This window comes from Geotalea uraniireducens (genome assembly GCF_027943965.1).
GTDB lineage: Bacteria > Desulfobacterota > Desulfuromonadia > Geobacterales > Geobacteraceae > Geobacter > Geobacter uraniireducens.
This window is the reverse complement of record NZ_AP027151.1, coordinates 3090738-3113986: the sequence shown is the minus strand read 5'-3', so window position 1 is coordinate 3113986 and position 23249 is coordinate 3090738. Positions and strand designations below refer to the sequence as shown.

The window sequence follows — 23249 nt, the reverse complement described above, 5'->3', positions numbered from 1 at the left end:
CAGCGAGGTGCACATGAACAAGAAAACCCTTTTCGTCACCCTGGTTGCCGGAGCGCTGTCGGCGCTGACCGCCCAGGCTGCGGAACACCCCGGCAAAGATTCCATCGAGAAAAGCGGCTACAACGGCCCTGCTACCTGCGAGGAGTGCCATCCCGGCACGGCCCGGAAATTCCTCGATACTGTCCACTGGAAGCATGCTTCCAAGGTGACGAATGTCGACAACCTGGATCCGAATCAGGAATACGGGATGAAAAACCGGATCTACACCATGTGCAATGGCAACGACATCGTCAACAACCTCAAGGAAATCCCGAAAAACGCCGAAGGGAAATCGAAGTTCTCCGGCTGCAACACCTGCCACCCCGGTAACCACATCTCCGACGTCGGCAGCACCGGCAAGGAAGCGGAAAACGCCATCGACTGCCTGGTCTGCCATTCCAGCAGCTACGACTTCCGGCAGCGCAAGCCGTATAAAGACGAGCAGGGCCGGATTGTCATGGGGCAAGACCGCAGCACCAAGGCGGCCCTTACCATCTCCACGCCGACGGTGAAAAACTGCATGGTCTGCCACGAGTCGGCGGGCGGCGGCGTGCTGGTCAAGCGCGGCTTTGCCTTCACCGCCGATACCGACGTCCATGCCGCCAAAGGGATGGTCTGCGTCGACTGCCACAAGGCCAAGGATCACAAGATCCCGACCGGCTACGACCCGAACAACTGGGCCAACGACGGCGTCCGGCTCAGTTGCGTCGACTGCCACACCGAAACGCCGCACAAGGATGAGGCCTACAATCGCCATACCGCGCGCATCGCCTGCCAGACCTGCCACATCCCCCGGACCGGCGGCGCCGTCGCCAAGGATTTCACCAAGTGGGAGAAGGGGTCCGACGGTTTCTACGAGCCGACCACGCTGCGAAAAGAAGCCAACGAAACGACGCCGGTCTATGCCTGGTACAACAACACCGTCAGCAATCTCCCGCACTTTATCGGCCCCAAAGGGAACCGCAACGACAAGACGAGCAAGATTTATCCGTTCAAGATTTACATCGGCAAGGCCTACTATAACGAGAAGGACGGCCAGCTGCTCTCCATGGATTTCGCGCCGCCGATGGCAACCGGCGACACCCTTGCCGGCGTAGCTTCCGCCGCCAAGACGCTGGGCATCAAGGATTACAAGCCGGTCCCCGGTTGGCAAACCATCTACTTCGGCAGTAACCACATGGTCACCAAGAGCAAGGCGCTGAACTGCATCAACTGCCACGGGATCAACGGCGTGCTCAACTTCAAGGAACTCGGCTATTCGGAGAAAGAGGTCGAGAAACTGACCAATCCGGAAATCTACTTCGACTTCATGGTCAAGAAGCAGCAGGAAGACTGGTAATCGCTGCGGTTCCTTCACAACAGACGGGGGGTGGGTTCAACCACCCCCCTTTTTTTATGCCCTTGCCGGAAATACCGCTGCGCTGCCGCTTGCCATGCGGCTTCTCAGGTCTGTTGCAATGCCGGGAACACCGCCTATACTTCCCGGAGATGCGGCACTTTCGAAGGTCCCCATGGGCATCGTGAACGCGGCTGGATTGAGGAGCTGCTTGTAGGGGCGGCCGTAAAAGGAGCCGGCACGAGCGGGGGCTATCGTCGCCGCTGCTAAGGTTTATCGCCGGGGGGGCTCTACCTCATCCTTTACAATGCTTTCCGACAGGATTATTTTACAAGGATCTGCCCACGTCGGAGAGTGCCGTCACGTCGTTCGCGCTCGCTGCACCGTAGGGTGGAGTGGCGAGAACCGGAAGGCGTATCCATGAGCAGTGAGTCCACATCTGCCGAAGCGCTGTTTATCGAAGGGAACCGGCTCTTGGCTGCCGGTGATTCCCGGGCCGCCGCGGCCCGTTTCCGCGAAGCGATCGGCTGTAACCCGGACTTTGCCGAGGCCTATGCCAATCTCGGCCTGTTGCGGGACGAGGAAGGGATGGCGGCCGAGGCCGAGCAGTATTACCGGCAGGCGCTGGCGCTCAATCCCGGCTTGAGCAGGACCCTTGTCAATCTGGGGGCGCTGCTGGCCACCCGGAAACGGTTCGCCGAGGCCGAACAGGCCTACCGGCGGGCGCTGGCGCTGGCTCCCGGCAGCCCCGGCGCCTGGTCCAATCTCGGCGCACTGCAGGCCTGCCGCAAGCAGGAACAGGAGGCGGAAGAAAGCTATCGGACGGCAATCCGGCTGGACCCGGAGTATCACCGGGCCTACTTCAATCTCAGTTATCTGCTGTTGCGCCAGGGCCGGTTCGATGAGGGGTGGCGCTGTCTGGAGCATCGGAACTGGCATTGGCACCGGCGGCTGGACGAAATGCTCTCCTGTCCCCGCTGGCGTGGCGAGGATGTGCGGGGCCGCTCGCTGCTGATCGGTTTCGAGGCGGGACACGGCGATATGATCCAGTTCTGCCGCTACGCCGCGATCCTTAAAGAGCGGGGGGCGGCGCAGATCACCCTGATCTGCCATCCGGCATTGAAAGATCTCTTTGCCGCCCTCGAAGGGGTCGATGCCGTGTTTTCCTTTGCCGAGACCTTTCCGGGCGCGGCTTGGGATTTCTGGACGCCGCCGATGAGCATCCCCGGTTACTGCCAGACCCGGCTCGACTCGATCCCGGCCCCCATCCCCTATCTCCACCCCGACCGGCAGTTGGTTGGCCAGTGGGCATCCGTAGTGGCCGATGCGTGTGCAGCCGGCGACGTCCGGGTCGGCTTGGTCTGGAAGGGGAATCCGGAGTTCGAGAACGATGCCGACCGCTCGCTGCCCCAACTGCAGACCTTGGCGCGTCTGGGCGCAATTCCGGGGGTACGGTTTTTCAGCCTGCAAAAGGGGGCCGGCGAAGACGAAGCGGCCGCTCCTCCCGCCGGCTTGCCGCTCGTGGACCTCGGGCCGCAGATCGCAACCTTTGCCGATGCCGCCGCGATAACGGTCAACCTGGACCTGGTCATTGCCGTCGATACCGCCATGGCCCATCTGGCCGGGGCGCTGGCGAAGGATTGCTGGGTGCTGCTGCCCGATTATAAAACCGACTGGCGCTGGCTGGCTGGACGTAACGATTCTCCGTGGTATCCCGGCGTGATGCGTCTTTTTCGCCAGCCTCGCATGGGGGACTGGGCGGCGGTGATTGCCGAGGTCGACGGGGCGTTGCGGGCGTTCGTCGCGGCGGCTGGCGGCGCCGACAGGCGGCGTTGATCGGTTACCCCCTCGGTTCCTCTCGTCACTCCCGGGCGTGCGCCCCCCTTTCGCCGCCGGCGCGGCACTGCCTTGCGGCGGACCGGCTTCGCTCGCCATCGTGTCGTGCATGTCCTGCCGCTGCCGTTTGTTAGATTGTCTCGCGGCGAAGAATAGGTTAAGACTGCCGTGAAACGATCAAGCCCCTCCGCCAAGCGGAGGAAGGAACAACCATGACCGCACTCCCTGCCTATCCTGGCTGTCGCCCTCTCGAACTGGCCGACCGCGAGTTGTTCGCCGGCCGGTTTGCCGCACTGCAGCCGCGGGTCTCCGAGCTGACGTTCGCCGGCCTCTACCTGTTCCGCCATGCCCACGACTACCGGCTGGCCGCCCTGGGCGATACGCTGCTGATCTTCGGTAGCGGCTACGGCGGCGATCCGTACGTGCTGCCACCGTTGGGCGGCGACGTCCGGGGGGCGGTGGCGCGACTACTGGCCGACGGTCTGGCCTTGTACGGCGCCGACGACCGCTTTGTCGAACGGCAGCTGACCGGTCTGGCGGTGGAACTGACCGAGGACCGGGACAATTTCGACTATCTCTACCTGCGCCGGGAACTGGCCGAGCTTCCCGGCAACCGTTTCCACAAGAAGCGGAACCGGATCAGCTACTTCGAGGCCCGCCATGCCTACCGGGTCGACCGTTACGCGGCCGGCTACCGGGACGGTTGCCTCGCCCTGACCGAGGAGTGGCGGCGGGTGCGGGGCGACCTCGACAGTCCGTCGCTCCGCCTGGAGACGGCGGCGACGGCGGAGGCGCTGCAGCTGGCGGACCAGCTCGGGCTGGCCGGGGTGGTGGTGACCGTCGAGGGGGTGGTGAAGGCCTTTGCCCTCGGCGAGCGGCTGAACGACGAGACGGCGGTCTGTCATTTCGAGAAGGCCGACCCGTTCATGGATGGCCTTTACCAACTGGTGGACCGGGAGTTCTGCCGGCTGGCCTTTCCCGACTGCACCTATGTCAACCGCGAGCAGGACCTCGGCGAGCCGAACCTGCGCAAATCGAAACTTTCCTACCAGCCGGTGGAGCTGGTACGGAAATTCCGGGTGACCCGACCGTGAAGCGGGCGACCGGCAGCGGGCGGGGGAGGGGGGGGCGATGACCGATCCGGTCCGGCGCCACTACGAGCGGTGGCCCTATCCCCACTATCCCCTCCTGGCGGCGGTCCGCCCCTGGGATACCTACGCGCTCAGCCTCGACGCCCTTTACGCCCGGTTCAACGGCGTGCTGCCTGCCGCAGATGCCCGGCGGATCCTCCTGGCTGGCTGCGGCAGCTTCTCCCCCTATCCGACGGCGCTGGCCAACCCGGGCATCCCGCTGACCGCCCTCGATCTATCGGGGGCCAATCTCCGCCGGGCCCGGCTTCATGCCCTGCTGCACGGCTGCCGCGGCATCACCTTCGAGCGGGGCGATCTGCTCGATCCGGCGGCGGCAGCGGAAAGCTACGGTTTCATCGACTGTTTCGGGGTGCTGCACCATTTGGCCGACCCGCTGGCGGGACTGCGGGCACTGGAGCGGCGGCTGGCGCCGGGGGGGATTCTCCGGCTGATGGTCTACAGCCGCGGTGGGCGGCGGGGAGCGGAGTCGATCCGCAAGGCACTCCGGCTTCTCGGCGTCGATGAGGTAGCGGCGGTGAAACGCCTGCTCCGCCGTGCCGATCCCGATTCCCGCTTCCGCCGCTATGCCGACGCTTCCGGCGAAACCCGATTCCCTTCCGGTATTGCCGACGCCTTCCTCCATCCCCGGGCCCGGACCTACCGGATCGACGAACTGCTGGCGCTGGTGGCGTCAACCGGGCTGCAGCCGCTGCTCTTCGCCCATGCCGGGGCGCTGACGGAGCCGGCCGCCGAGGCGGCGCGGTTGCGGGAGCTGGAGGTGCAGCGACTCGAAGAGCCGAACTTCATTCTCTACCTCGGCCGGCAGACCGCCGGCGGCTGCGGCCTGGCGCCGGACGCACGGCTGCTGCTCAATCCGGCGCTTCGGGGCGCCGTCGTCCCATGGCGGTTAGTGTCGCTGGCGATGCCGCCGCGGCTCGGCCGGGAGAATCCCCGGCTCGACCGTCCTGCCCGGCGCTTCCTCCGGCGCTTTGTCCGGCCGGTGGCCGTCGCTGGGCTCACTGCCGCGGAGCGGGAGCGGGCGCAACCGTTTGTCGAGGCGCTGTTTCTTATCCCCTTTCGCGGCTGAACCGTCGGCGTCGGCGGGAAACGGTTGACAGGCGAGCCGTAGCCGCGGTATGTATTACCTCCCGGCGCCCCCCTTGTGCGAGGAGGGTGCAATTTTTCAACGAAAAAAGGAGCAGTTAGATGACAACAACCTGTCCGTGCGGCTCGGGCCGCCCCTACGACGACTGCTGCGAACCGCTCATCAACGGCAGCCGCCCGGCGACCACTGCCGAAGAGTTGATGCGCTCCCGCTATTCGGCGTATACCAAGGCGGAAATTGCCTATATCCTGAACACCACTCACCCGAACCACCGCGGCGATTTCGACGAGAAGGGAAGCCGCGAATGGGCGGAGAACTCCGTCTGGGAGGGGCTGGAAATCCGCAATACCTGGGGTGGCAGCGCCGAAGAGAGTGAAGGGAAGGTCGAATTTATCGCCACATACCGCGACAAGGGGGTGCGGCGGACCCATCACGAACTGGCCGAATTTAAGAAGGAAGGCGGCAGCTGGTACTTCGTCGACGGTGTCGGCATCAAGCCCGAGCCGCTCAAGAGCGACAAGGTCGGCCGCAACGAACCGTGCCCCTGCGGCAGCGGGCAGAAGTATAAAAAATGCTGTGGTAAATAGTTCCGGAAAGGGTGCTTTCCCGCCATTTTTCCTCCCACCCGATGGGGAGGGGGGAGGGTGCCGGCCGCGCCGGCGAGGGGCAGCGATGCAGCGCAGCGACAACGATCCGGCGGGCGAAGAGCTCCGCCGGGGGATCGTGGAATTCAACCGCGGCGCCTGGTTCCAGTGCCACGAGACTTTCGAGGAACTCTGGGTGGGCGCCGGCGGGGCGGAGCGAAGCTTCTACCAGGGGGTGCTGCAGGTAGCGGTGGCGCTGCACCACTGGCGCGAGGGGAATTACCGCGGCGCGCTTCACCTCTGCGCGTCGGCCCAGCAGCTGCTCCACCGGGCAGAGCCATGCTGCGGCGGGGTGGACGTGACCCGGCTGATCGGCGATACGGCCCGCTTCGGCGCGGCGCTGGCGGCGGCCGGTCCGGCAGGGATGGCCGCCCTGTCGGCGGCACTTATCCCCAGGCTTCATCCCTGTCCCGATCGGACACCGTAAGCCCGGCGGCCGGTGCCGTTCCTTCCCGCCGGGCGGTCGCCAGTTCCCGGCGCAACAACTCTTCCTGATGACGGTGCTTCGGCGAAAAGTGGAACGGCACTACCCGTTCCACGCCGGCCAGCCGCGCCAGTTCCCCCGCCTGGCGGGCGGTCAGGTGTCCCCGTTCCCGGGCGCGCTCGGCCTCGGCATCGAGAAAGGTCGTCTCGATGAACAGGTAGTCGGCGCTCCGGGCGAGGGCCACGATCTTTGCCGCGTTGGCGGGGGTAAAGGCGGCGTCGGTGACGTAGACGACCTTCTGCCCCGGGACGAGCCGGGTAAGGTTGTCCCGCAGCCAGCCCAGCGGGTAGCTGCGCTCGTGGCGGGTTGCGCCGTCGCGCCACTGGACCCGGAAAGGGGCGGCCGGGTCGACATCGCCGAGGATCGCCCGTTTCAGCTCGGTGAGCCACGGCCCGGTCGGCAGCTCCAGCTCCAGCAACCGGCTCTTCATGATCTGAACGTGGTTTTTCTCCTCCAGAGCGAAGGCGAGGCTCGGGATGCCGTGGTCGAGGGGCGCGGTCCGGACCAGAAACTCTTCTTCGTCGACCAGCACCCCTTCCCGCAGCCGTTCCCGCCGTTCCCCCTCCCGAACGAACTCCTTCCGACAATGGAACTCCGCCGTCAGCAGTTCTCCCTCCGCCGCGACTTCCGCCGCGATGATGGTGAAATCGGTGGGATAGTTTTCCACCAGGTTCCAGCTGTAGCCGGCCAGCCGGTTGGCTACCTGGCTGACGAAGCCGGGAGGGCCGAACAGCCGGAGGCGCTTTTCCCGGCCGAGGGTGAGCCGCACCAGCCGGTCGAAACCGACGAAGTGATCGATGTGCGTGTGGGAAACGAAAACGTGCGACAGGCGGAGCAGCTTGCGCGGCGGCAGCGGCGCCAGATCTCCCAGGTCGAAGAGGATCGCCCGCCGCTCGAAGAGAAAGTCGATGTAGACCGCCGGGTCGTCGAAGGGGCCGTTGACGAGCGCGGGATGGAACAGCGGGGGCATGAAGCGTCCCTCCCTCCAGGTCTGCCGATTGGTATCCGCCTCCCCCGGCGGGTGCCTGGCTGAATTCACGAGCGGACCACTTCGTCCGATCCCACGATTGTTCTCTGGGCGACGAATGGCCGATTGGCGTAACGCACTGTTCAACCAAGTTTATCATGGCGCCGGCCGAAGTCATCGCCTGACCATTTTTGCCGCAGATGCGGACGAACGGCATTCTATTTGCAAAAAAGATTCATGGGCTAGCGTTAACTTTTTGGTGCCGGTCGCCGCGGACCACGGTATTTGCCGCTGCTGCGCCGCACCGGTGCCGTGGCGGTGGAGAGCCGGCAGCATGCCAAATCGCGGTGAAAAACCATACAGCCGGACCGAACGACTGGTCTTCTGGGCTTTGATCCTGATGTCGGCCTTCTGGATCGCCGATACCGTTATCGAGGCGATGGCCCGTTATTCCCGCGGCAGTGTTCACCCCTCCCTGCTGATCGTCTATCTCGGTCATCTCGTGATGTTGCTCCTGCAACTGGTACTGATCCTCTACGTCCGGCGGCTGTTCCGGCAACGGCAGCAGCTCCAGCGCGAAGTGGAGGCCGCCATGGCGCGGGATGTCGCCGAACAGCGGCATGCGGCGACTGCCGTCAGGTCCGAGGCCGCTTTTTTTCAGCAACTGCTCAATGCGCTGCCGACGCCGGTCTTCTACAAGAATGCGGCTTGCCGTTATGTACTTTGCAACGAGGCGTTTGCTGCCTTCCACGGACTGCCGCGGGAAGAGATTCTTGGCCGGACGATCTTCGACCTGGCTCCCGAGGAACCTGCCCGGGTTTGCGATGCCAGCGACCGGGAGATGCTGCTTGCGCCGGGGCGAAGAACTGTCGAAACAGCTTTGCGGGGGGCGGACGGTCAGCCGCGGCAGGTTCTTATCACCAAGGCGACCATCCTTGACCGGGGAGGGAATGCGTCGGGGGTGGTGGGGGTATTCAACGACATCAGCGAGATCAGACGCTCGGAGAGCGAGATTCGCAAACTCAACCGCGATCTTGGGCAGCGGGCCGACGAACTGGCGGCTAAAAACGACGAGTTGGCCTCGTTCGGCTATTCGCTTTCCCACGACCTGACTACGCCGTTGACCCGAATCTCCTGTGCCACCCAGACGCTTGCGGACCTCTACACCAACAGTCTGGACGAACAGGGGAATTACCTGGTCGGCAGCATCGCCGAGGGGGTTGAGCGGATCGAAAGCCTGGTTGAGGCGATGCTGGTGCTTTGCCGGGTCGGCAATGACGAAATGCGCCACGAAACGGTCGATCTAACCCGCTTGGCGCAACGGATCGCCGGGGAGTTGCGGGAGAGCGAGCCGGCCCGGCAGGTCGAATTTGCCATTGCTCCGGGGCTGACCTCGTTCGGCGATCGCAATCTGCTGGCCGTGGTGATGGAAAACCTGCTGGGAAATGCCTGGAAGTATACCCGGCAGCGGGCGGTGGCCCGGATCGAGGTCGGGGCGTTCGCGTTGGCGGGGGGAGAGGCGGTTTTCGTCCGCGACAACGGTGTCGGCTTTGCCATGAAGGATGCGGCACGGCTCTTCACCGTCTTCGAACGGCTGCACCGCCAGAACGATTTCCCGGGGAGCGGCGTCGGGCTGGCAATCGTCCAGCGGGTCATCGAGCGCCACGGCGGGCGGATTTGGGCGGAAGGGACGCCCGGCGGCGGGGCGACCTTCTCCTTCATCCTGCCGCCGGCGAACCTATATTCCACCTCTTGCCGGGGGCGGAGCGAGGAGCGGGAAGCGGAATGCGCAGTCCCGATAGACGTCGGGCGCATCGAAGGTCCGCTCGATGAAGGTAGCCATGTCGCTGCTGCTGAAGAACAGCAGGGTCGATGACCGGGTTCCGTACTCCGGGGAGGCGATGAAGGCGGAGGAGAGCAACCGTTCCCGCTCGCGACCGACCCCGGTGTCGGGCAACAAGCGATCCGCTGCCGGCTGGCGGTTGGCCAGGATGAGAAAGATGTCCGTTGGCGAACGGTCGGGGCCGCGGCGGAGAAGAGCCGCCAGGGCGGCGCTCCCTTCCGCCACTTTGGGCCAAGGGGTGTCGAGGAGGTGGTTGGAGAGTCCGTGGATGCCGGGCGGGACTTCCAGCGGCGGCGTGCCCCGATTGGAGTAGTACCAGAGTTGGTGCCGGTCGCCGACCAGCAGGTTGAAGTCGCCCAGCTTCGCTCCCGAGCGGCTGAGCCGGTCGAGATAGTCGGCCGGTGGCGCGTCGCTCTGCAGAAAATCGCTCACCAGCAATCCCCGTGACCGCTCGCCGTGCTGCGGGTGACGGAAGTCGCGGTAATTGGTCAGGGCGGCGAACCGGCCGGTGCGGGTCAGCCCGAGCCAGGTCCCTCCCCCCTGCAGGTCGCGGCCGGCCAGAATGTTCGGCGCATCGGGCCAGAAAGCCGCCCGCTCGGTGGGGCGGGAATAGAATTCGTCCCGATTGGCGGCCAGGATCAGCGGATAGCGGGGGTCGGTCTGCCAGGCGAAGAGAATCAGGCACATTGCGGACACTCTTCTCCGGCGGTATCCGTTGCCGGAGCGGTTCTGCCGCCGCCGGTCAACCGTTGGGCGCAGTCTGTGCATTGTAATGTCGATGATTTCATGTCTTGTTGAAAAGGAACTGCCCCATGGCCGAAAAACGGAATATTGGCAGACATCGCAAACGCCTTTCTCTCAGATTCGGGATCGAAAGCCCCACCAGGCTTGCCTTTACGGAAGACATTTCCGACCATGGCCTCTTCATCAAGACCACCAATATCTGTCCGCCGGGGACCAGGCTGCAGATTGAGCTGACCTTGAGCGACAACGATTCGGTCTTCATCGAGGGAATGGTCCGCTGGACCAAAAAGGTTCCGCCACAGATGATCCACCTGGTGCGCAAAAGCGGTATGGGGGTCAAGATTCTCCGCTTCATCGCCGGCGAGGAGACTTACCGTACCTTCGTCAGCAACATCCCCGGGAAGCCGTAGCCGCTATCGTTCCGGGTCGCTCTGTTCTCCCCCGGCTTCCCGTGCCGGTCTCCCGTTAATTCCCTTCAAAAAGTCGATGATCGCCGCGGCGGTCTCCGCCGGTCGTTCTTCGTGGGGGTTATGCCCGCACTGTTCGAACACCGTCAGTCGCGCTCCCGGGATGTCACCGGCCAGCCGCCGGCCAGCCTCGCATCTGACGATCCGGTCATTCGCTCCCCAGATGATCAGGGCCGGCAGGCCGAGCTTCCGGTAATGCATCGCCATTTGGCCGTAACGGGCCGGTTCGATGGCTCGGGCGGTGCGGATCAGCACTCGGGCCATCCCCCGGCCGCCGAAGCAGTTTTCGTAGCGGGCGATTCGTTCCGGGGTGATTGCCGTCGCGCTGTAATAGACCTTGGCGAGGGTCATCACCACCAGCCGGCGGACCGGGATCACCGCCAGGGCAAGCCGGCTCAATAGCGGCAGTTGCAGCCAGCGCATCATCCTGGGCAGCGGCTGAGGGTAGGCGGCACTGTCGATGAGGACCAGGGCGGCGAGCCGTTCCCGTGCCCCGCGGGCAACGGCGTCGATGGCCACGAGCAGCGCGATGCCGCCGCCCAGCGAGTGGCCGACCAGCACCACCCGTTGTAGCCCGAGCGCGGCGATGAAGGCGGTCACCACTGCCGCCTGTTCTTCCACGGCGTAGGAGCCGCGATACGGCTTCGAGGAGAAGCCGAAGCCCTTCAGGTCGAGCAGGTAGAGGGTGAACTCTTCCGCCGGCAGCCGGGGGACGAGTTCCTCCCAGGTCGTCAGGGCGGCGGCGAACCCGTGGAGAAAAACCATGGCCGTCGGGCCGTGTCCGGCGGTCCGATAGTGAATCCTGATGCCGTGGTGAAGGTCAAGAAACCGCGATTCCGAGAGCGGGGGCATGGTACGGCGTCAGGGGGTATGGCGCTGGATGGGGATGACGTTCCCCGGACCGTGCTCGTTGTCGCCGGCCTGCCGTACCGGGACGATGTGGAGGATACCACAGGTGGCGTACGGCTTTCCGCCGCGGAAGCTGCAGGAGACCGAGCCGCTGACCGGCACCTGACGGCCGTCCTTGGCGATGAAAGAGAAAGAAACCGGACCGGTACGGCCGCCGTGAAGCAGCTTGACGAACAGCTCCCGGCAGTGGGCGTGGGAGTCGGGGTGGATGATATCGAAAACCGTCAGCGATTCGAGATCGCTGTCGCTGTAGCCGAGGGCGTCTTTCCAGGCCCGGTTGACGAAATAGAACCTGCCGTCGGGGGCGATGCTCTGGAAGAGGTCGCTGGCGCTGTCGAGGATCAGCTGGTAGAGCCCCTCTTTTTCGCGAAGCGCCTCAAGCAGCCTTTTTTCATCGCTGATGTCGGCATAGACCAGCACCACCTGTTCAACGTCGCCGAAGCGGTCCTTGATCGGGGTGCCGCTGACGTTGAAGAAGCGGTTCGCGCATTCCCATTCGCGATGGCTTTCCGGCCGCTTCGAAGCCATCATCCGGCGGAAGATACAGCCTTCCGGCGGCGGTTGGACCTTGCAGATCGCTTCGGCACAGGTCTTGGGCTCGCCGTTGAGCGCGAAGTACTCCCGAGCCCGCGAGTTGCACGCCTGGATCTTCATCTCCCGGTCCAGGACCAGGATTATGGCGTCGGCACAGTCGAAGATTCCCTGGATTTCTTCGTGGGCGAGCCGGAGGTCATGGTTGACCTCGTTGAGGTGGTTCAAAATCTGTTCGAACGATTCGCAGACGATGCCGATCGGGTCGGTGTCGAGCAGCAGCTCGTCGTCGAGCTCCTCGTGGCGCAACGGCAGCGTGCCGATGGTGGTCAGCAACTGGTTGGTCTTCTCCCTGATGTAGGAAATGGCCTTGCGCTCCCGTTCGTAGAGGGCTTCGTTCTCCTCTACCAGGCGGCGCTGTTCGCCGGTTCCCATCAGATCGCGATACTGCTCGCCGAGCTTATTCCAAAATCCCATGCTCGTCCCCTGTGTCCCGTGCGGGTTCCTAGTCGGCCCGAAAGACGGTCAGCACGTAGTAGCCGTCCTGTTTGACGATCTCACTGGCATAGCCCATGTTCCGCACCGTTTCCGGGATGGTAATGGTGGCGTCACGATTGTCGGTCTTGAAGAGCAACTGGCACATCCCCTGCTTGAGCTCGCTCTTGTGGCGGTTGATTTCGCGAAGCGTCGTCAGCAGGGTCGATGGGCAGATCTGCCCTCTGATGTCGAATTCGATCGTTTCCATGGTCTGTCCTATGTGCTCATACGCGGCGGGCGGTTCCTGTCACGACTGCGCCGAATTTGCCACTTCGTCCCGGTACTCCGGTTGCGGTTCCTCTCATCGGGCAACAACCCGCGCGAGCAGGATGCTGCCGAGCCAGGCGCCCGGCAGGAGCCCAACGGTAAAGAAAATACTCTGCCAGGCCAGAATCGGCAATCCCCCCGCTAGGTGCCAGACGTTGCAGGCCGGGGCCATGCGGGCGGCGAGACCCATCAGCACTCCGCCGGTAAGCGCCGACAGATACTGGCGCACCGGCAGCCGCAGGTAAATCCGGAACTCCCTCAGCAGCAGGGCCGAGAGCATGCTGCCGGCCATGATACCGACAATTACCGGCAGCTGGATGATCGCTATGGCGTCGACGGCCGGTGCCGGCCCACCGCTGAGCGGCACGCCGCCGAGCGGGGTCACGGCCGGCAGCTGCAACGGCAACGAGTGAAAATAGGCAAGTCCGTCGACTCTTCCCGGCAGCAGTAACGATTCCAGCCATCCCCCTACCTTGGCGTAGGAGGTGGTGATTCCCAGCGGCATGGTGGAGGTGACGACCGAAAGGAGACCGATCCCGCCGAGGGCCAGCGCCGCTTTCCACGGTTGCAGGTATCCTTCGGCGGCGGCGTTCCTCGCCCAGGAGCCGTCACGGTACCAGAGCCAAAAGAACCCGCCTGCGCCGCCGGCCAGGATCAGCACCGGGATTGTCGGCGCGATGCCGAGCAGTTCGGGGACCGTGACGGTGGCGCCGGGAAGTGCGGTTGCCCTGGTGAAGGCGCTCCACCACGGTGCCAGATCGGCATAGAGGGCGCTGCCGCCGACCAGCCCGAACAGGGCGACGACGCTGGCAGCATTCCCCGCGCCAACCCGGTAAAGGGTTCCGACGACACAACCGCCTGCCAGGACCATCCCGACGCCGAACAGGCTTCCGCCGACAATGTTGGCCAGCGAAGGCGGGGCCAACAGGGGAAAGGGGTAGCGGACGAGCAGGCCGGCCAGGCGGGCCGCCTCGAACAGCACCATACTCACTACGACCAACAGCAGCAGGGAGCGGAGCATGGTAAAACGGCGGAACAGGAACATGTCGCGGAACATCCCGGCGATGCAGAAATCGGAACGGTGCATGACATATCCCGCGACGATGCCGAGGGCCAGGTTAAATGCGGCGAGCGAGTAAGGGTTGCCGGACATAAGGCGTGTTCCTGTACAAATTGGCAGCAGCCGAAGGTGTTGAGGACATCCCTGTTACCACTTATCGGCATTTTTGCTGCCGGCTTTAGTAAAGTTAATTAAGCTACGGCAAAAAAGGGTGCTGCCGGCGGGTCAGGGGTCCGGGACGATTTTTAGGGCGATCTGTCGCAGCCGTGGCCCGTCGAATTCGCACAGGTAGATCGATTGCCAGGTGCCGAGAAGCAGCGCGCCATCGGTTATCAAGAGGGAGAGGTCCGTCCCGGTGAGGGTGCTCTTGATGTGAGCGTCGGAATTCCCCTCACGGTGGGTAAAGTAAGCTTCTTTCGGCACCAGCCGGTCGAGAAAGGCGACGATATCGTGCCGGACCGCCGGATCTGCTCCCTCGTTGACGGTAATGCCGGCAGTGGTGTGGAGGACGAGCAGCTGGCAGCTGCCGTTTTTGACGGCAGATTGCCTGACCTGCTCCTTAACGAGAGCGGTAATGTCGATCAGCTCGCTTCTGGCTCTGCTCCTGACTTCCAGCTTCCTGAGCATGGCACGCCCCTTCTGCAAAATTAATTAACAAAGCCTCAACTTTTTCAGGGCGATGCCGAGATATTTATTAAGCGGGTTTTCCCGGCGGAGAAAGCCGATGACCGGTTGCTTGCGCAGGCCGAGCCGTTTCAGCTCGCCGATGATGGCTGGGCTCCCTTCGTAGAGGAGTCCCTGGCGGAACGTGCGGATCGCATCGTCCTTCCGTCCGGCCAGCAGATAGACTTTGCCGAGGTTCAGGTAGTGGATCGAACTGTGGGGATCCCGGGTGATCGCTTCCCGGCAGAGCCGGATGGCGTAGTCGAACTGCCGCCGCTCCCGGGCAAGGCAGAAAGCCAGGTACGACCAGTTGGCCGGGGTACTGTGGATTTTGACCGCTTCTTCGAAGCAGTTGAGGGCTTCAGCCGTATTGCCGCTCTTGATGGCGCTGATTCCCCTGGCGATGAGCTCTTCGTTGTAGGTGGTGGCCACGGACGATTCTCCAAAAATTTTCTGCTATTATTATAGAGTCTTAGCCAGCCAAGTAAACACATTTCGCGTCTCCCCGCGCCGAGCGGGGAGGAAGGGGGAAATGCGCACGGGTTGCCGGGCGTTGCGCCGCCCGTTGATCTTTTTCTGGATTATGGTATAGATAAAAAAATTTATTAAAACTAAATGGAGCGGCTTATGAACATTCATGAGTATCAGGCCAAGGAAATCCTCAACGCCTACGACATCCCGGTGCCGCGGGGGCGGGTTGCTCTGACTTCGGACCAGGTGGAACGGGCGGCGAAGATGATGGGGGGGCGGTGCGTGGTCAAGGCCCAGATCTATGCCGGTGGCCGGGGGAAAGCGGGGGGCGTGCAGCTGGTCCACCACCCGGAACAGGCCCAGGAACTGGGCAAGGAGCTGTTCGGCCGGCGGCTGGTGACGCCCCAGACCGGCCCGGAAGGACTCAAGGTCCGGCGGATACTGGTCGAAGAGGCGGTGGAGATCTCCCGGGAATTCTACCTCTCCATCACCCTGGACCGGAACAGTTCCCGCTACTGCCTGATCGCTTCGGCGGAAGGGGGGGTGGAGATCGAGGAGGTGGCCCGCCGCTCGCCGGAGAAGATCCACAAGCTGACCGTCGACCCGTTTACCGGCCTGCGGCCGTTCCAGGCCCGGAAGATCGCCCTGGCCCTCGGCCTCGCCGGGGGAATCTGCGAGGACTGTGTCCAGTTGATCCTCAACCTCTACAAGCTCTGCCAGGAAAAGGACTGCTCGCTGGTGGAGATCAACCCGCTGGTGGTGACCAAGGCGGGGTGGCTGCTGGCGATGGATGCGAAGATCAATTTCGACGACAATGCGCTGTTCCGCCATCTGGAATATCCCGACATGCTCGACTATTCGCAGCTCGATCCGCTGGAGATTACCGCCAGCAAATTCGACCTCTCCTATATCAAGCTCCAGGGGAGCATCGGCTGCATGGTCAACGGCGCCGGGCTGGCGATGGCCACCCTCGACGTGCTCAAGGAGTTCGGCGGCGAACCGGCGAACTTCCTCGACGTCGGTGGCGGCGCGACCCGCGAGAAGGTAGCGGAGGCATTCAAGATCATCCTCCAGGACCCGGACGTCAGGGGGGTGTTCGTCAACATCTTCGGTGGGATCATGCGCTGCGACGTCATTGCCCACGGGATTATCGAGGCTGCTTCCGAGGTGAACTGCACCCTGCCGATCGTCGTGCGGATGGACGGCAGCCAGGTTGAGGAAGGGAAGCAACTGCTCGCCGGGTCGGGGCTCAACGTGCAGACGGCGGACAGCCTGGGCGACGGTGCTGCCCGGATCGTCGCCATGCTGGGCTGAACCACTCCCCCAATTCGCGTCCACGGAGAAATCATATGTCCATTCTGATCAATAAAGAATCGAAAGTCGTCGTCCAGGGGATCACCGGCCGGAGCGGTCTGTTCCATACCCAGAAGTGCCGCGATTACGGCACCAAGATCGTGGCCGGCGTTACCCCCGGCAAGGGAGGGATTCACATCGAGGGGATTCCGGTCTTCAATACCGTCGAAGAAGCGGTCCATTATACCAACGCCAACGTCTCGATGATCTTCGTCCCGCCGCCGGGGGCCGCCGATGCCATCCTCGAAGCGGCCGATGCCGGCATCGAAGTGGCGGTCTGCATTACCGAAGGGATTCCGGTGCAGGACATGGTGCTGGCCAAGCGGGCCATCGAGGGGAGCAGCACGCTGCTGATCGGCCCCAACTGCCCGGGGCTGATCACCCCCGGCGAATGCAAGGTCGGGATCATGCCCGGCTATATCCACAAGCCGGGACGGATCGGCGTCGTTTCCCGCAGCGGTACCCTGACCTACGAAGCGGTCAAGCAGATCACCGACGCCGGACTCGGCCAGTCCACCTGCGTCGGCATCGGCGGCGACCCGATCATCGGCATGAAGTTTATCGACGTGCTCGGTATGTTCAACGACGATCCGGATACCGACGGGGTCTTCATGATCGGCGAGATCGGCGGTACCGCCGAAGAGGATGCCGCCCACTGGATCCGGGAAAAGATGAAGAAGCCGGTGGCAGCGTTCATCGCCGGGGTTACCGCGCCGCCGGGAAAACGGATGGGCCATGCCGGGGCGATCATTACCGGCGGGAAGGGGAGGGCTGAGGACAAGATCCGCACCCTTGCCGAATGCGGCGTGGCTGTTGCCACCAGCCCGACCAGGATGGGCGCGGCGATGCTGGAGGCGCTCGGCCTGTAGGGGCGCTGCGGCAGCGACAGGGCCATGGCCGGGCGGCTATGGCCCTTTTTATATCGGGAGGACGGGATGATCGACGAAACGGCCGGCGGTGAGGGCGTTGCCGGCGCACCAGCGCTGCGGGAGATCTTTGCCGCGGCACTGGCGGCCGTTGATCCCGCGGTCGCGGTCGGCCGGGAGGCGGCCGTCGTGCGGGAGCGCTACCGGTCTGGGGGCTTCACCCGGCTGGTGGTGGTCGGCTTCGGCAAGGCGGCGCCGGCGATGGGGCGAGCCATCGAAGAGCAGTTGGGCGAGCTGGTTAGCGACGGGTTGCTCATCACCCGTTACGGTCATGGCGGCCGGCCGTTGAGCCGGTTGGCGTGCGCTGAGGCGGGCCATCCCCTCCCCGATGCAGCCGGTGTCGCCGCGACCCGCCGGTTGCAGGCGCTCGTTGCCGGCGCCGCTGCCGGGACTCTGCTGGTGACGCTCATTTCCGGGGGCGGTTCGGCGCTGCTGGTGGCCCCGGCGGCCGGGCTTTCCCTGGCCGACAAGCTGCAGACCACGGCGCTGTTGCTCCGCGCCGGTGCCGCCATCGACGAACTCAACGCCGTCCGGAAACACCTGTCGCTGGTCAAGGGGGGGCGACTGGCGGCGCTGGCCCGGCCGGCGGCGCTTTCCGCCCTGATTCTTTCCGACGTGATCGGCGACCGGCTCGATGTTATTGCCTCTGGGCCGACCGCCCCCGATCCGACCACTTACCACGATGCCCTGGCGGTGCTCGACCGCTATCGTTTGACGGGGCAGGTTCCCGTCGCCGTCAGTGCCCACCTGTCCGCCGGGGCTGCCGGCCGGCTCTCCGAGACCCCCAAGCCCGGCGAGCCGCTCTTTGCTGCCGTCAGCAACCGGATCATCGGCAGCAATCGCTTGGCGCTCGCCGCCGCCCGGCGCCGGGCCGAACAGCTCGGCTACCGGCCGGTCATCGTCAGCGATGCGCTGGCCGGCGAGGCGGTGACGGCCGGTCGCTGGCTGGCGGAGCAGGCGAGGTCCTTCCGACTTGGCAGCCCCGGGACGAAACTCTGCCTTCTGGCCGGCGGCGAGACGACCGTCACCGTCACCGGTGCCGGCCGCGGCGGGCGGAATATGGAGCTTGCCCTTGCCTTTGCCCGGGAGATCGCCGGCCGGTCCGGTATCTCGCTCCTCTCCGCCGGCACCGATGGCAGCGACGGTCCGACCGATGCCGCCGGCGCCATGGCGGACGGCAGCACCGTCAGCCGGGCGAAGGCGCTGGGGCTCGATCCCGTCGCCTGCCTGGCCGACAACGATTCCTACGGATTTTTCGCCCGGACCGGCGGACTGTTCATTACCGGGCCGACCGGTACCAACGTGATGGACCTGCAGATCGTGCTGCTCGATTGAGGGATCAGCCCGCCAGGCCGGCGGCGCGGGCCAGTTCCCGCCAGGCGGGGAGGCTCCGCTCGATCATCCCCTTGTCCACGCAGTAGGCGATCCGGAAATAGCCGGGAGCGCCGAAGCCGGCGCCGGGAACGAGCAGGATGAGGTGCTGCTGGGCCAATTTGACGAATTCGATGTCGTCGGCCAGCGGTGACTTCGGGAAGAGGTAGAAGGCGCCGTCGGGCTTGACCATTTCGAAGCCCATGGCGGTGAGGTTGTCGTAGAGGAGATCGCGCTTCTGCCGGTAGAGGTCGATGTCGACCGAGGCGCGCTGCAGCTTGGCGACCAGCCGCTGCATCAGCGCCGGTGCGTTGACGAAGCCGAGGACCCGGTTGCTGAAGATCGCCCCTTCCATGAACTGCTCGACCTTGTGTGCCCGGGGGTTGGCCGCCAGGTAGCCGATCCGTTCGCCGGGGAGCGCCAGATCCTTGCTGTGGGAGGTGACAATTATCGAACTTCGCACGTGGCGGAAGATGTTCGGCACCTCTTTGCCGTCATAGACGATCCGGGCGTACGGTTCGTCGGAAATGACGTAAATCTGCCGGTCCAGTTCCTGTTCCTTGCGGGCCAGCATGGCGCCGAGCTCGTCGAGGCTGGCGGCGGGGTAGATGACCCCGGTCGGGTTGTTGGGCGAACAGATGATGATTGCCCGGGTTTTGCGGGTGATGGCCGCCTCGATGGCGGCGATATCCAGCTGGAAGGTCGTCCGGTCGGTCCAGACTTCCTTCGGCACACCGCCGTGGTTGTCGATGTAGAATTTGTACTCGACGAAGTAGGGGGCAAGGATGATCACCTCTTCGCCGGGATTGAGGATCGTTTTCAATACGACGTTGAGGGCGCCGCCGGCGCCGCAGGTCATGATAACGTGCTCGGCCCCGACCGGGAAACCCGCCGCCTCGGCAAGGACTTCGGCCACGGCGGCCCGGGTCTCCTGGTAGCCGGCGTTGCTCATGTAGCGGTGCATCCCGGTGATCGGCCGGTGGGCAAGCTCCAGGAACTCCTGCTGGAATTGGGCCGGCGGCTCGGTGTCCGGGTTGCCGATGGTGAAGTCGAAGACGTTGTCGGCGCCGTGGACCTGTCGCAGCTGTTCCCCTTCTTCGAACATCTTTCTGATCCATGACGATTTGGCGATATGGCCGGCAATCTTGGTGGCGATGGGCATGGTATGCTCCTCGGAAAAGTGAAAGGATTCACTGTTGTATCACAGAGCGGGGAGGGGGGCAAGCCCGCAACGCGGCACCGGCGGCCGGCCCGCCGCGACCAGCGCCGCGAAACCTGTCACATGATCGAGAAATTGGTATGGATGGTCCGCTGGAGGTCTTCGATCCGGAGCAGCGCCTGGCGAATCTGCTCCCGTTCATCGGCGGCCAGGGTGTAGGGGTTCAGGTAGTAGGAATTGTCCTGGATTCCCTTGATCTCCTTGATCTGCAAGAGGATCCGGTGGCAGGTCAGCACGTGGTAGGCGTCGATCAGCCCTTGGGCAAAGGAGGCGGAGAAGCTTCCCTCCCGTTCGAGCAGCTCGATCCGCCGAACGGTGTTGGTGGCGGGGATGCCCTGGTTGATTGCCAGGATGCGCACGTTCATCACCAGTGGCGCCCAGGCCAGCAGCTTGAGGTTGAACTCCCCCTTGTGTTCGCCCGATCCCTCGGTCCAGAGCCGCTTGAGAAAGCCGAGCGCCAGCTTCATTTCGGTGGCGGCCTTGGCCATTCCCCACAACACCTGGAAATAATCCTGCTCCAGTCCCCGGATGATCGCCACGAGAGTGGCGGCCAGCTCCTGGTCCCCGGCGACGAAGCGGGCGTCGGAGAGGACAATCAGGTCCATCAGGTTCTTGGCGTAGTCGGTGTATTCGTAGCGAACGATGGCCTGGAGCTTGCGCTTCCACTGGCTGAGGCTGCCGCGCCAGGTCGGGTTGGAGGGCATGATGTCGCCGGTGCATTTCTTGAAGCCGATCAGGGCCAGCCGTTCGACGAGGGTGGCGGAAAATTCGCCGAACCAGGCGTCAGCCTCTTTGCCGCCACCGTCGCCGTAAACGATCAGGTAATCCTGGTCGGTGATCAGCGTCTGCTCTTCCCGGCCGTCGCTCCCCATGCTGCAGAGCGCGTAAGGACAGGGTGGGCCCCCCTTGCCGGCCGCTCGCAGCTCGTCCTCCGCCAGCTCCAGCGCCCGTCCCACCAACCGGTCGCGATAGGCCGTGCAGGCGGCGTGCAGGGCCGGCACCGAGCGAATCTTGAGAAACCGGTCCAGCTCAAGAGTGTTGAGCTGGTCGTGGATTTCCCGCAGCAGATCGTAGTCCCGTTCGACGGCGATCCGGGCGGTGAGCGCCTCCTGCCGTTCGCCGAGGGCGGCAGTGGCGGCGATTTCCCGGGAAATCTCCTCCCGGACGGTGATCAGGACGCGGGCGATATCGTCTTCGTCCAGGTAGCGGACAAAGGCGCGCACCTCGTTCAAGATATCGGCGATTGTCTGTTGAACGTGTTCCTGCGGCATCGGTTCCTGTTCCTGGGTGCCGGTGACGGATAAAAAAAGGGGAAGGCGAACCTTCCCCGATTGTAACACAATTTAAAACAGTTTTTTAGCCGCTAAATGACCGGCTAGTGATCGACGGCCTTGGCAATCCCGATACCGGTATTCTGGCGGACGTAGATTTCGTCGAACATCTCCTCGGAACGCCGGCTCGGGAAGGCCAGGCAGCCGATGATGGCGGCGAGGAAGCCGAGCGGGATGGAGAGGATGCCGGGGTTCTTCAGCGGGAAGAGCGGCGCGTCGAGGCCGAGCATCGATTTGCCGTCCTTGTTGGCCGCATAGTCGGCCTTGGCCTTGGCCAGATCCTTCATCTCCTTGTCGGTAAGCGAACCGCCTTCCGCCTGTTTCTTCTCCAGGACGGTCACGGTCTTCTGGGCGTCGGCGGCGACCTTCTTCGGATAGGTCATGTTCGGCGAGACCATCACCAGGGCGATCGAAGCGACGGTGCCGACCACCAGACCGGAGATGACGCCGGCGGTGTTGAACTTCTTCCAGAAGAGCGACATGACGACGACCGGCAGGTTGCCGGAGGAGGCGACGGCGAAGGCCAGCGCCACCAGGTGGGCGACGTTGGACTTCTCGGCGGCGATCCCGATCATGATGCCGGCGGCACCGACGCAGAGCGAGGTAACGCGGGCGGCCATGACCTGCTCGTGCTGGTCGGCGTGGCCGTCCTTGATGACGTTGACGTAGATGTCGTGGGCGATGGCCGCGGAGGCCGCCAGCACCAGGCCGGAGACGACGGCGAGGATGGTGGCGAAGGCGACGGCGCAGAGGAAGGCGAGGAGCAGGTCGCCGAGGAACGGCGAAACGTCGCCGCCCAGCTGCTGGGCCAGCATCATGGCCGCCATGTTGCCGCCTTTACCGACCTTGCTGATTTCCTGCGGGGTGACGTGCAGTGCGGCGCCGAAGCCGAGCAGGGTCGTCAGGATGTAGAAAAAGCCGATGATGAACATGGCGACGATGACGGACTTGCGGGCGGCCTGGGCGGTCGGGACGGTGAAGAAGCGCATCAGGATGTGGGGCATGCCGGCGGTGCCGAGCACCAGGGCCATCCCGAGGGAGATCTGGTCAAGGGGCTGCTTGAGGAAGAGGCCCGGCTCCAGGAAGCGCTGGCCGTAATCGAAGCCCGGGACCGGCAGCGGGTCTTTCAGGACCACCTTCTGGACGTGTTCGATGATGTTCGGGCTGGTGGCGATGTCGTTGAAGAAGCGCAACGGGCTGAAGCCGGACTTGGCGGCGACCAGCACCGAAAGGAGGAACGCGCCGGTCATCAGCAGGCCGGCCTTGATGATCTGGACCCAGGTGGTAGCGGTCATGCCGCCGAAGACGACGTAGCCGACCATCAGGATGCCGACGCCGATGATGGCGGTCTTGTAGGGGATGCCGATCAAGAGCTGCATCAGCTTGCCGGCCCCGACCATCTGGGCGGTCAGGTAGAAAGTGGAGACGGTAACCGTCGACAGGGCGGCGACGGCGCGGACCGGTTTCGGCTCGGTGCGGAAGGAGAGGATGTCGCCGAGGGTGTACTTGCCGGCGTTGCGGCACGGTTCGGCGACGATCAGCAGCACCGTGATGTAGGCGACCAGCCAGCCGACCGAGTACATGAAGCCGTCATAGCCGTAGAGGGCGATCAGACCGGAAATACCGAGGAAGGAGGCGGCCGACATGTAGTCGCCGGCGATCGCCCAGCCGTTCTGGGTGCCGGTGATGCCGCCGCCGGCGGTGTAGAAGTCGGCGGCCGACTTGGTCCGCTTGGCCGACCAGACGACGACCATCATCGTCACGCCGATAATGATCAGGAAGATCGGGATGGTGACGACCGGGTTGGCCTTGAAGCTCTTCTTCTGCTCAGGGGCCGTGGTGGCGGCCTTGGCGGTCATGGGGGCGGCGGGGACGGCCGGGGCAGCCTGGGTGGCGGCGGGGGCGGTCATTGCCGGCGCCGCGGCGGTGCCGGTCGCCTGCTTGGCCGGCTCGGCGGCGAAGGCGAAAGAGCCCAGGGAGAGGGCTAAGGTCAGAGCGGTGATCAGTTTTCTCATG

Annotated in this window: 21 protein-coding genes and 1 pseudogene; 11 read left to right on the top strand and 11 right to left on the bottom strand. The window is 64.3% G+C overall.

Annotated elements, in window-relative coordinates:
• Nucleotides 1-13: 13 nt before the first annotated feature.
• From QMN23_RS14510 to QMN23_RS14485, 6 genes are all read left to right on the top strand, one after another.
• Complete coding sequence (locus QMN23_RS14510) at nucleotides 14-1378, top strand: multiheme c-type cytochrome (RefSeq protein ID WP_282000047.1); 1365 nt, start codon at nucleotides 14-16, stop codon at nucleotides 1376-1378.
• 417 nt (nucleotides 1379-1795) lie between these two features.
• The gene (locus QMN23_RS14505; RefSeq protein ID WP_282000046.1) at nucleotides 1796-3211 is read left to right on the top strand and encodes a tetratricopeptide repeat protein; all 1416 of its coding nucleotides are present in this window, start codon (nucleotides 1796-1798) and stop codon (nucleotides 3209-3211) included.
• Between the two features lie 212 nt (nucleotides 3212-3423).
• Entirely contained in the window at nucleotides 3424-4305 is an 882-nt protein-coding gene (locus tag QMN23_RS14500) for a DUF2156 domain-containing protein (protein WP_282000045.1), read from the top strand.
• A 37-nt stretch (nucleotides 4306-4342) separates the two neighbouring features.
• Nucleotides 4343-5428 (top strand): class I SAM-dependent methyltransferase, encoded by a 1086-nt coding sequence (locus QMN23_RS14495; protein ID WP_282000044.1) that lies wholly within the window; start codon nucleotides 4343-4345, stop codon nucleotides 5426-5428.
• A 119-nt stretch (nucleotides 5429-5547) separates the two neighbouring features.
• Nucleotides 5548-6033 (top strand): YchJ family protein, encoded by a 486-nt coding sequence (locus QMN23_RS14490; protein ID WP_282000043.1) that lies wholly within the window; start codon nucleotides 5548-5550, stop codon nucleotides 6031-6033.
• 85 nt (nucleotides 6034-6118) lie between these two features.
• Complete coding sequence (locus tag QMN23_RS14485) at nucleotides 6119-6517, top strand: DUF309 domain-containing protein (protein ID WP_282000042.1); 399 nt, start codon at nucleotides 6119-6121, stop codon at nucleotides 6515-6517.
• On the opposite strand, the gene QMN23_RS14480 is transcribed toward QMN23_RS14485, so the two are convergent.
• Nucleotides 6477-7544: a ribonuclease Z gene (locus QMN23_RS14480; protein WP_282000041.1), complete on the bottom strand. Its 1068-nt coding sequence runs from the start codon at nucleotides 7542-7544 to the stop codon at nucleotides 6477-6479. The two genes, QMN23_RS14485 and QMN23_RS14480, sit on opposite strands and share 41 nt — an antisense overlap.
• On the opposite strand from QMN23_RS14480, the pseudogene QMN23_RS14475 reads away from it, so the two are divergent.
• A pseudogene (locus QMN23_RS14475) lies at nucleotides 7543-9264 on the top strand (sensor histidine kinase); the annotation flags it as partial. The gene QMN23_RS14480 and the pseudogene QMN23_RS14475 overlap by 2 nt on opposite strands.
• 15 nt (nucleotides 9265-9279) lie before the next feature.
• Here QMN23_RS14475 and QMN23_RS14470 read toward each other — a convergent pair.
• Nucleotides 9280-10071, bottom strand: coding sequence for an NRDE family protein (locus QMN23_RS14470; protein WP_282000040.1), 792 nt, complete (start codon nucleotides 10069-10071; stop codon nucleotides 9280-9282).
• Nucleotides 10072-10196: 125 nt separating this feature from the next.
• Between QMN23_RS14470 and QMN23_RS14465 the strand changes: the two genes are divergently transcribed.
• Complete coding sequence (locus QMN23_RS14465; RefSeq protein ID WP_282000039.1) at nucleotides 10197-10538, top strand: PilZ domain-containing protein; 342 nt, start codon at nucleotides 10197-10199, stop codon at nucleotides 10536-10538.
• A gap of 3 nt (nucleotides 10539-10541) precedes the next feature.
• On the opposite strand, the gene QMN23_RS14460 is transcribed toward QMN23_RS14465, so the two are convergent.
• The 6 genes from QMN23_RS14460 to QMN23_RS14435 all read right to left on the bottom strand — a co-directional run bounded on the left by QMN23_RS14460 (nucleotide 10542) and on the right by QMN23_RS14435 (nucleotide 14994).
• On the bottom strand, nucleotides 10542-11447 hold the full coding sequence (locus QMN23_RS14460; protein ID WP_282000038.1) for an alpha/beta fold hydrolase: 906 nt from the start codon (nucleotides 11445-11447) through the stop codon (nucleotides 10542-10544).
• A gap of 9 nt (nucleotides 11448-11456) precedes the next feature.
• Nucleotides 11457-12512 (bottom strand): PAS domain-containing protein, encoded by a 1056-nt coding sequence (locus QMN23_RS14455; protein WP_282000037.1) that lies wholly within the window; start codon nucleotides 12510-12512, stop codon nucleotides 11457-11459.
• Nucleotides 12513-12540: 28 nt separating this feature from the next.
• Complete coding sequence (locus QMN23_RS14450) at nucleotides 12541-12780, bottom strand: sulfurtransferase TusA family protein (protein WP_282000036.1); 240 nt, start codon at nucleotides 12778-12780, stop codon at nucleotides 12541-12543.
• A 93-nt stretch (nucleotides 12781-12873) separates the two neighbouring features.
• On the bottom strand, nucleotides 12874-13992 hold the full coding sequence (locus tag QMN23_RS14445; RefSeq protein WP_282000035.1) for a YeeE/YedE family protein: 1119 nt from the start codon (nucleotides 13990-13992) through the stop codon (nucleotides 12874-12876).
• Between the two features lie 132 nt (nucleotides 13993-14124).
• The gene (locus QMN23_RS14440; protein ID WP_282000034.1) at nucleotides 14125-14526 is read right to left on the bottom strand and encodes a secondary thiamine-phosphate synthase enzyme YjbQ; all 402 of its coding nucleotides are present in this window, start codon (nucleotides 14524-14526) and stop codon (nucleotides 14125-14127) included.
• 24 nt (nucleotides 14527-14550) lie between these two features.
• A complete protein-coding gene (locus QMN23_RS14435; RefSeq protein WP_282000033.1) occupies nucleotides 14551-14994 on the bottom strand; it encodes a tetratricopeptide repeat protein in 444 nt (147 codons plus the stop codon).
• 195 nt (nucleotides 14995-15189) lie between these two features.
• On the opposite strand from QMN23_RS14435, the gene sucC reads away from it, so the two are divergent.
• The 3 genes from sucC to QMN23_RS14420 all read left to right on the top strand — a co-directional run bounded on the left by sucC (nucleotide 15190) and on the right by QMN23_RS14420 (nucleotide 18647).
• Nucleotides 15190-16347 (top strand): ADP-forming succinate--CoA ligase subunit beta, encoded by a 1158-nt coding sequence (sucC, locus tag QMN23_RS14430; RefSeq protein ID WP_282000032.1) that lies wholly within the window; start codon nucleotides 15190-15192, stop codon nucleotides 16345-16347.
• A 35-nt stretch (nucleotides 16348-16382) separates the two neighbouring features.
• Nucleotides 16383-17255, top strand: coding sequence for a succinate--CoA ligase subunit alpha (gene sucD / locus QMN23_RS14425; protein WP_282000031.1), 873 nt, complete (start codon nucleotides 16383-16385; stop codon nucleotides 17253-17255).
• Nucleotides 17256-17321: 66 nt separating this feature from the next.
• Nucleotides 17322-18647 carry a glycerate kinase type-2 family protein gene (locus QMN23_RS14420; RefSeq protein ID WP_282000030.1) on the top strand — a complete coding sequence of 442 codons (1326 nt, stop codon included), beginning with the start codon at nucleotides 17322-17324 and terminating at the stop codon, nucleotides 18645-18647.
• 4 nt (nucleotides 18648-18651) lie between these two features.
• Here the strand turns inward: QMN23_RS14420 and QMN23_RS14415 are convergent, their stop codons facing one another.
• The 3 genes from QMN23_RS14415 to QMN23_RS14405 all read right to left on the bottom strand — a co-directional run bounded on the left by QMN23_RS14415 (nucleotide 18652) and on the right by QMN23_RS14405 (nucleotide 23248).
• Nucleotides 18652-19845, bottom strand: a complete 1194-nt coding sequence (locus QMN23_RS14415; protein WP_282000029.1) for a pyridoxal phosphate-dependent aminotransferase — start codon at nucleotides 19843-19845, stop codon at nucleotides 18652-18654.
• A 116-nt stretch (nucleotides 19846-19961) separates the two neighbouring features.
• A complete protein-coding gene (locus QMN23_RS14410; protein ID WP_282000028.1) occupies nucleotides 19962-21173 on the bottom strand; it encodes a putative nucleotidyltransferase substrate binding domain-containing protein in 1212 nt (403 codons plus the stop codon).
• Nucleotides 21174-21277: 104 nt separating this feature from the next.
• Nucleotides 21278-23248, bottom strand: a complete 1971-nt coding sequence (locus tag QMN23_RS14405) for a solute symporter family protein (RefSeq protein WP_282000026.1) — start codon at nucleotides 23246-23248, stop codon at nucleotides 21278-21280.
• Nucleotide 23249: the final 1 nt, after the last annotated feature.

What these genes read in the sequence shown, in the direction of transcription:
- QMN23_RS14510 (WP_282000047.1), top strand. Translation starts at nt 14, where the DNA reads ATGAACAAGAAAACCCTTTTCGTCACCCTGGTTGCCGGAGCGCTGTCG.
- QMN23_RS14505 (WP_282000046.1), top strand. Translation starts at nt 1,796, where the DNA reads ATGAGCAGTGAGTCCACATCTGCCGAAGCGCTGTTTATCGAAGGGAAC.
- QMN23_RS14500 (WP_282000045.1), top strand. Translation starts at nt 3,424, where the DNA reads ATGACCGCACTCCCTGCCTATCCTGGCTGTCGCCCTCTCGAACTGGCC.
- QMN23_RS14495 (WP_282000044.1), top strand. Translation starts at nt 4,343, where the DNA reads ATGACCGATCCGGTCCGGCGCCACTACGAGCGGTGGCCCTATCCCCAC.
- QMN23_RS14490 (WP_282000043.1), top strand. Translation starts at nt 5,548, where the DNA reads ATGACAACAACCTGTCCGTGCGGCTCGGGCCGCCCCTACGACGACTGC.
- QMN23_RS14485 (WP_282000042.1), top strand. Translation starts at nt 6,119, where the DNA reads ATGCAGCGCAGCGACAACGATCCGGCGGGCGAAGAGCTCCGCCGGGGG.
- QMN23_RS14480 (WP_282000041.1), bottom strand. Translation starts at nt 7,544, where the DNA reads ATGCCCCCGCTGTTCCATCCCGCGCTCGTCAACGGCCCCTTCGACGAC.
- QMN23_RS14470 (WP_282000040.1), bottom strand. Translation starts at nt 10,071, where the DNA reads ATGTGCCTGATTCTCTTCGCCTGGCAGACCGACCCCCGCTATCCGCTG.
- QMN23_RS14465 (WP_282000039.1), top strand. Translation starts at nt 10,197, where the DNA reads ATGGCCGAAAAACGGAATATTGGCAGACATCGCAAACGCCTTTCTCTC.
- QMN23_RS14460 (WP_282000038.1), bottom strand. Translation starts at nt 11,447, where the DNA reads ATGCCCCCGCTCTCGGAATCGCGGTTTCTTGACCTTCACCACGGCATC.
- QMN23_RS14455 (WP_282000037.1), bottom strand. Translation starts at nt 12,512, where the DNA reads ATGGGATTTTGGAATAAGCTCGGCGAGCAGTATCGCGATCTGATGGGA.
- QMN23_RS14450 (WP_282000036.1), bottom strand. Translation starts at nt 12,780, where the DNA reads ATGGAAACGATCGAATTCGACATCAGAGGGCAGATCTGCCCATCGACC.
- QMN23_RS14445 (WP_282000035.1), bottom strand. Translation starts at nt 13,992, where the DNA reads ATGTCCGGCAACCCTTACTCGCTCGCCGCATTTAACCTGGCCCTCGGC.
- QMN23_RS14440 (WP_282000034.1), bottom strand. Translation starts at nt 14,526, where the DNA reads ATGCTCAGGAAGCTGGAAGTCAGGAGCAGAGCCAGAAGCGAGCTGATC.
- sucC (WP_282000032.1), top strand. Translation starts at nt 15,190, where the DNA reads ATGAACATTCATGAGTATCAGGCCAAGGAAATCCTCAACGCCTACGAC.
- sucD (WP_282000031.1), top strand. Translation starts at nt 16,383, where the DNA reads ATGTCCATTCTGATCAATAAAGAATCGAAAGTCGTCGTCCAGGGGATC.
- QMN23_RS14420 (WP_282000030.1), top strand. Translation starts at nt 17,322, where the DNA reads ATGATCGACGAAACGGCCGGCGGTGAGGGCGTTGCCGGCGCACCAGCG.
- QMN23_RS14415 (WP_282000029.1), bottom strand. Translation starts at nt 19,845, where the DNA reads ATGCCCATCGCCACCAAGATTGCCGGCCATATCGCCAAATCGTCATGG.
- QMN23_RS14410 (WP_282000028.1), bottom strand. Translation starts at nt 21,173, where the DNA reads ATGCCGCAGGAACACGTTCAACAGACAATCGCCGATATCTTGAACGAG.
- QMN23_RS14405 (WP_282000026.1), bottom strand. Translation starts at nt 23,248, where the DNA reads ATGAGAAAACTGATCACCGCTCTGACCTTAGCCCTCTCCCTGGGCTCT.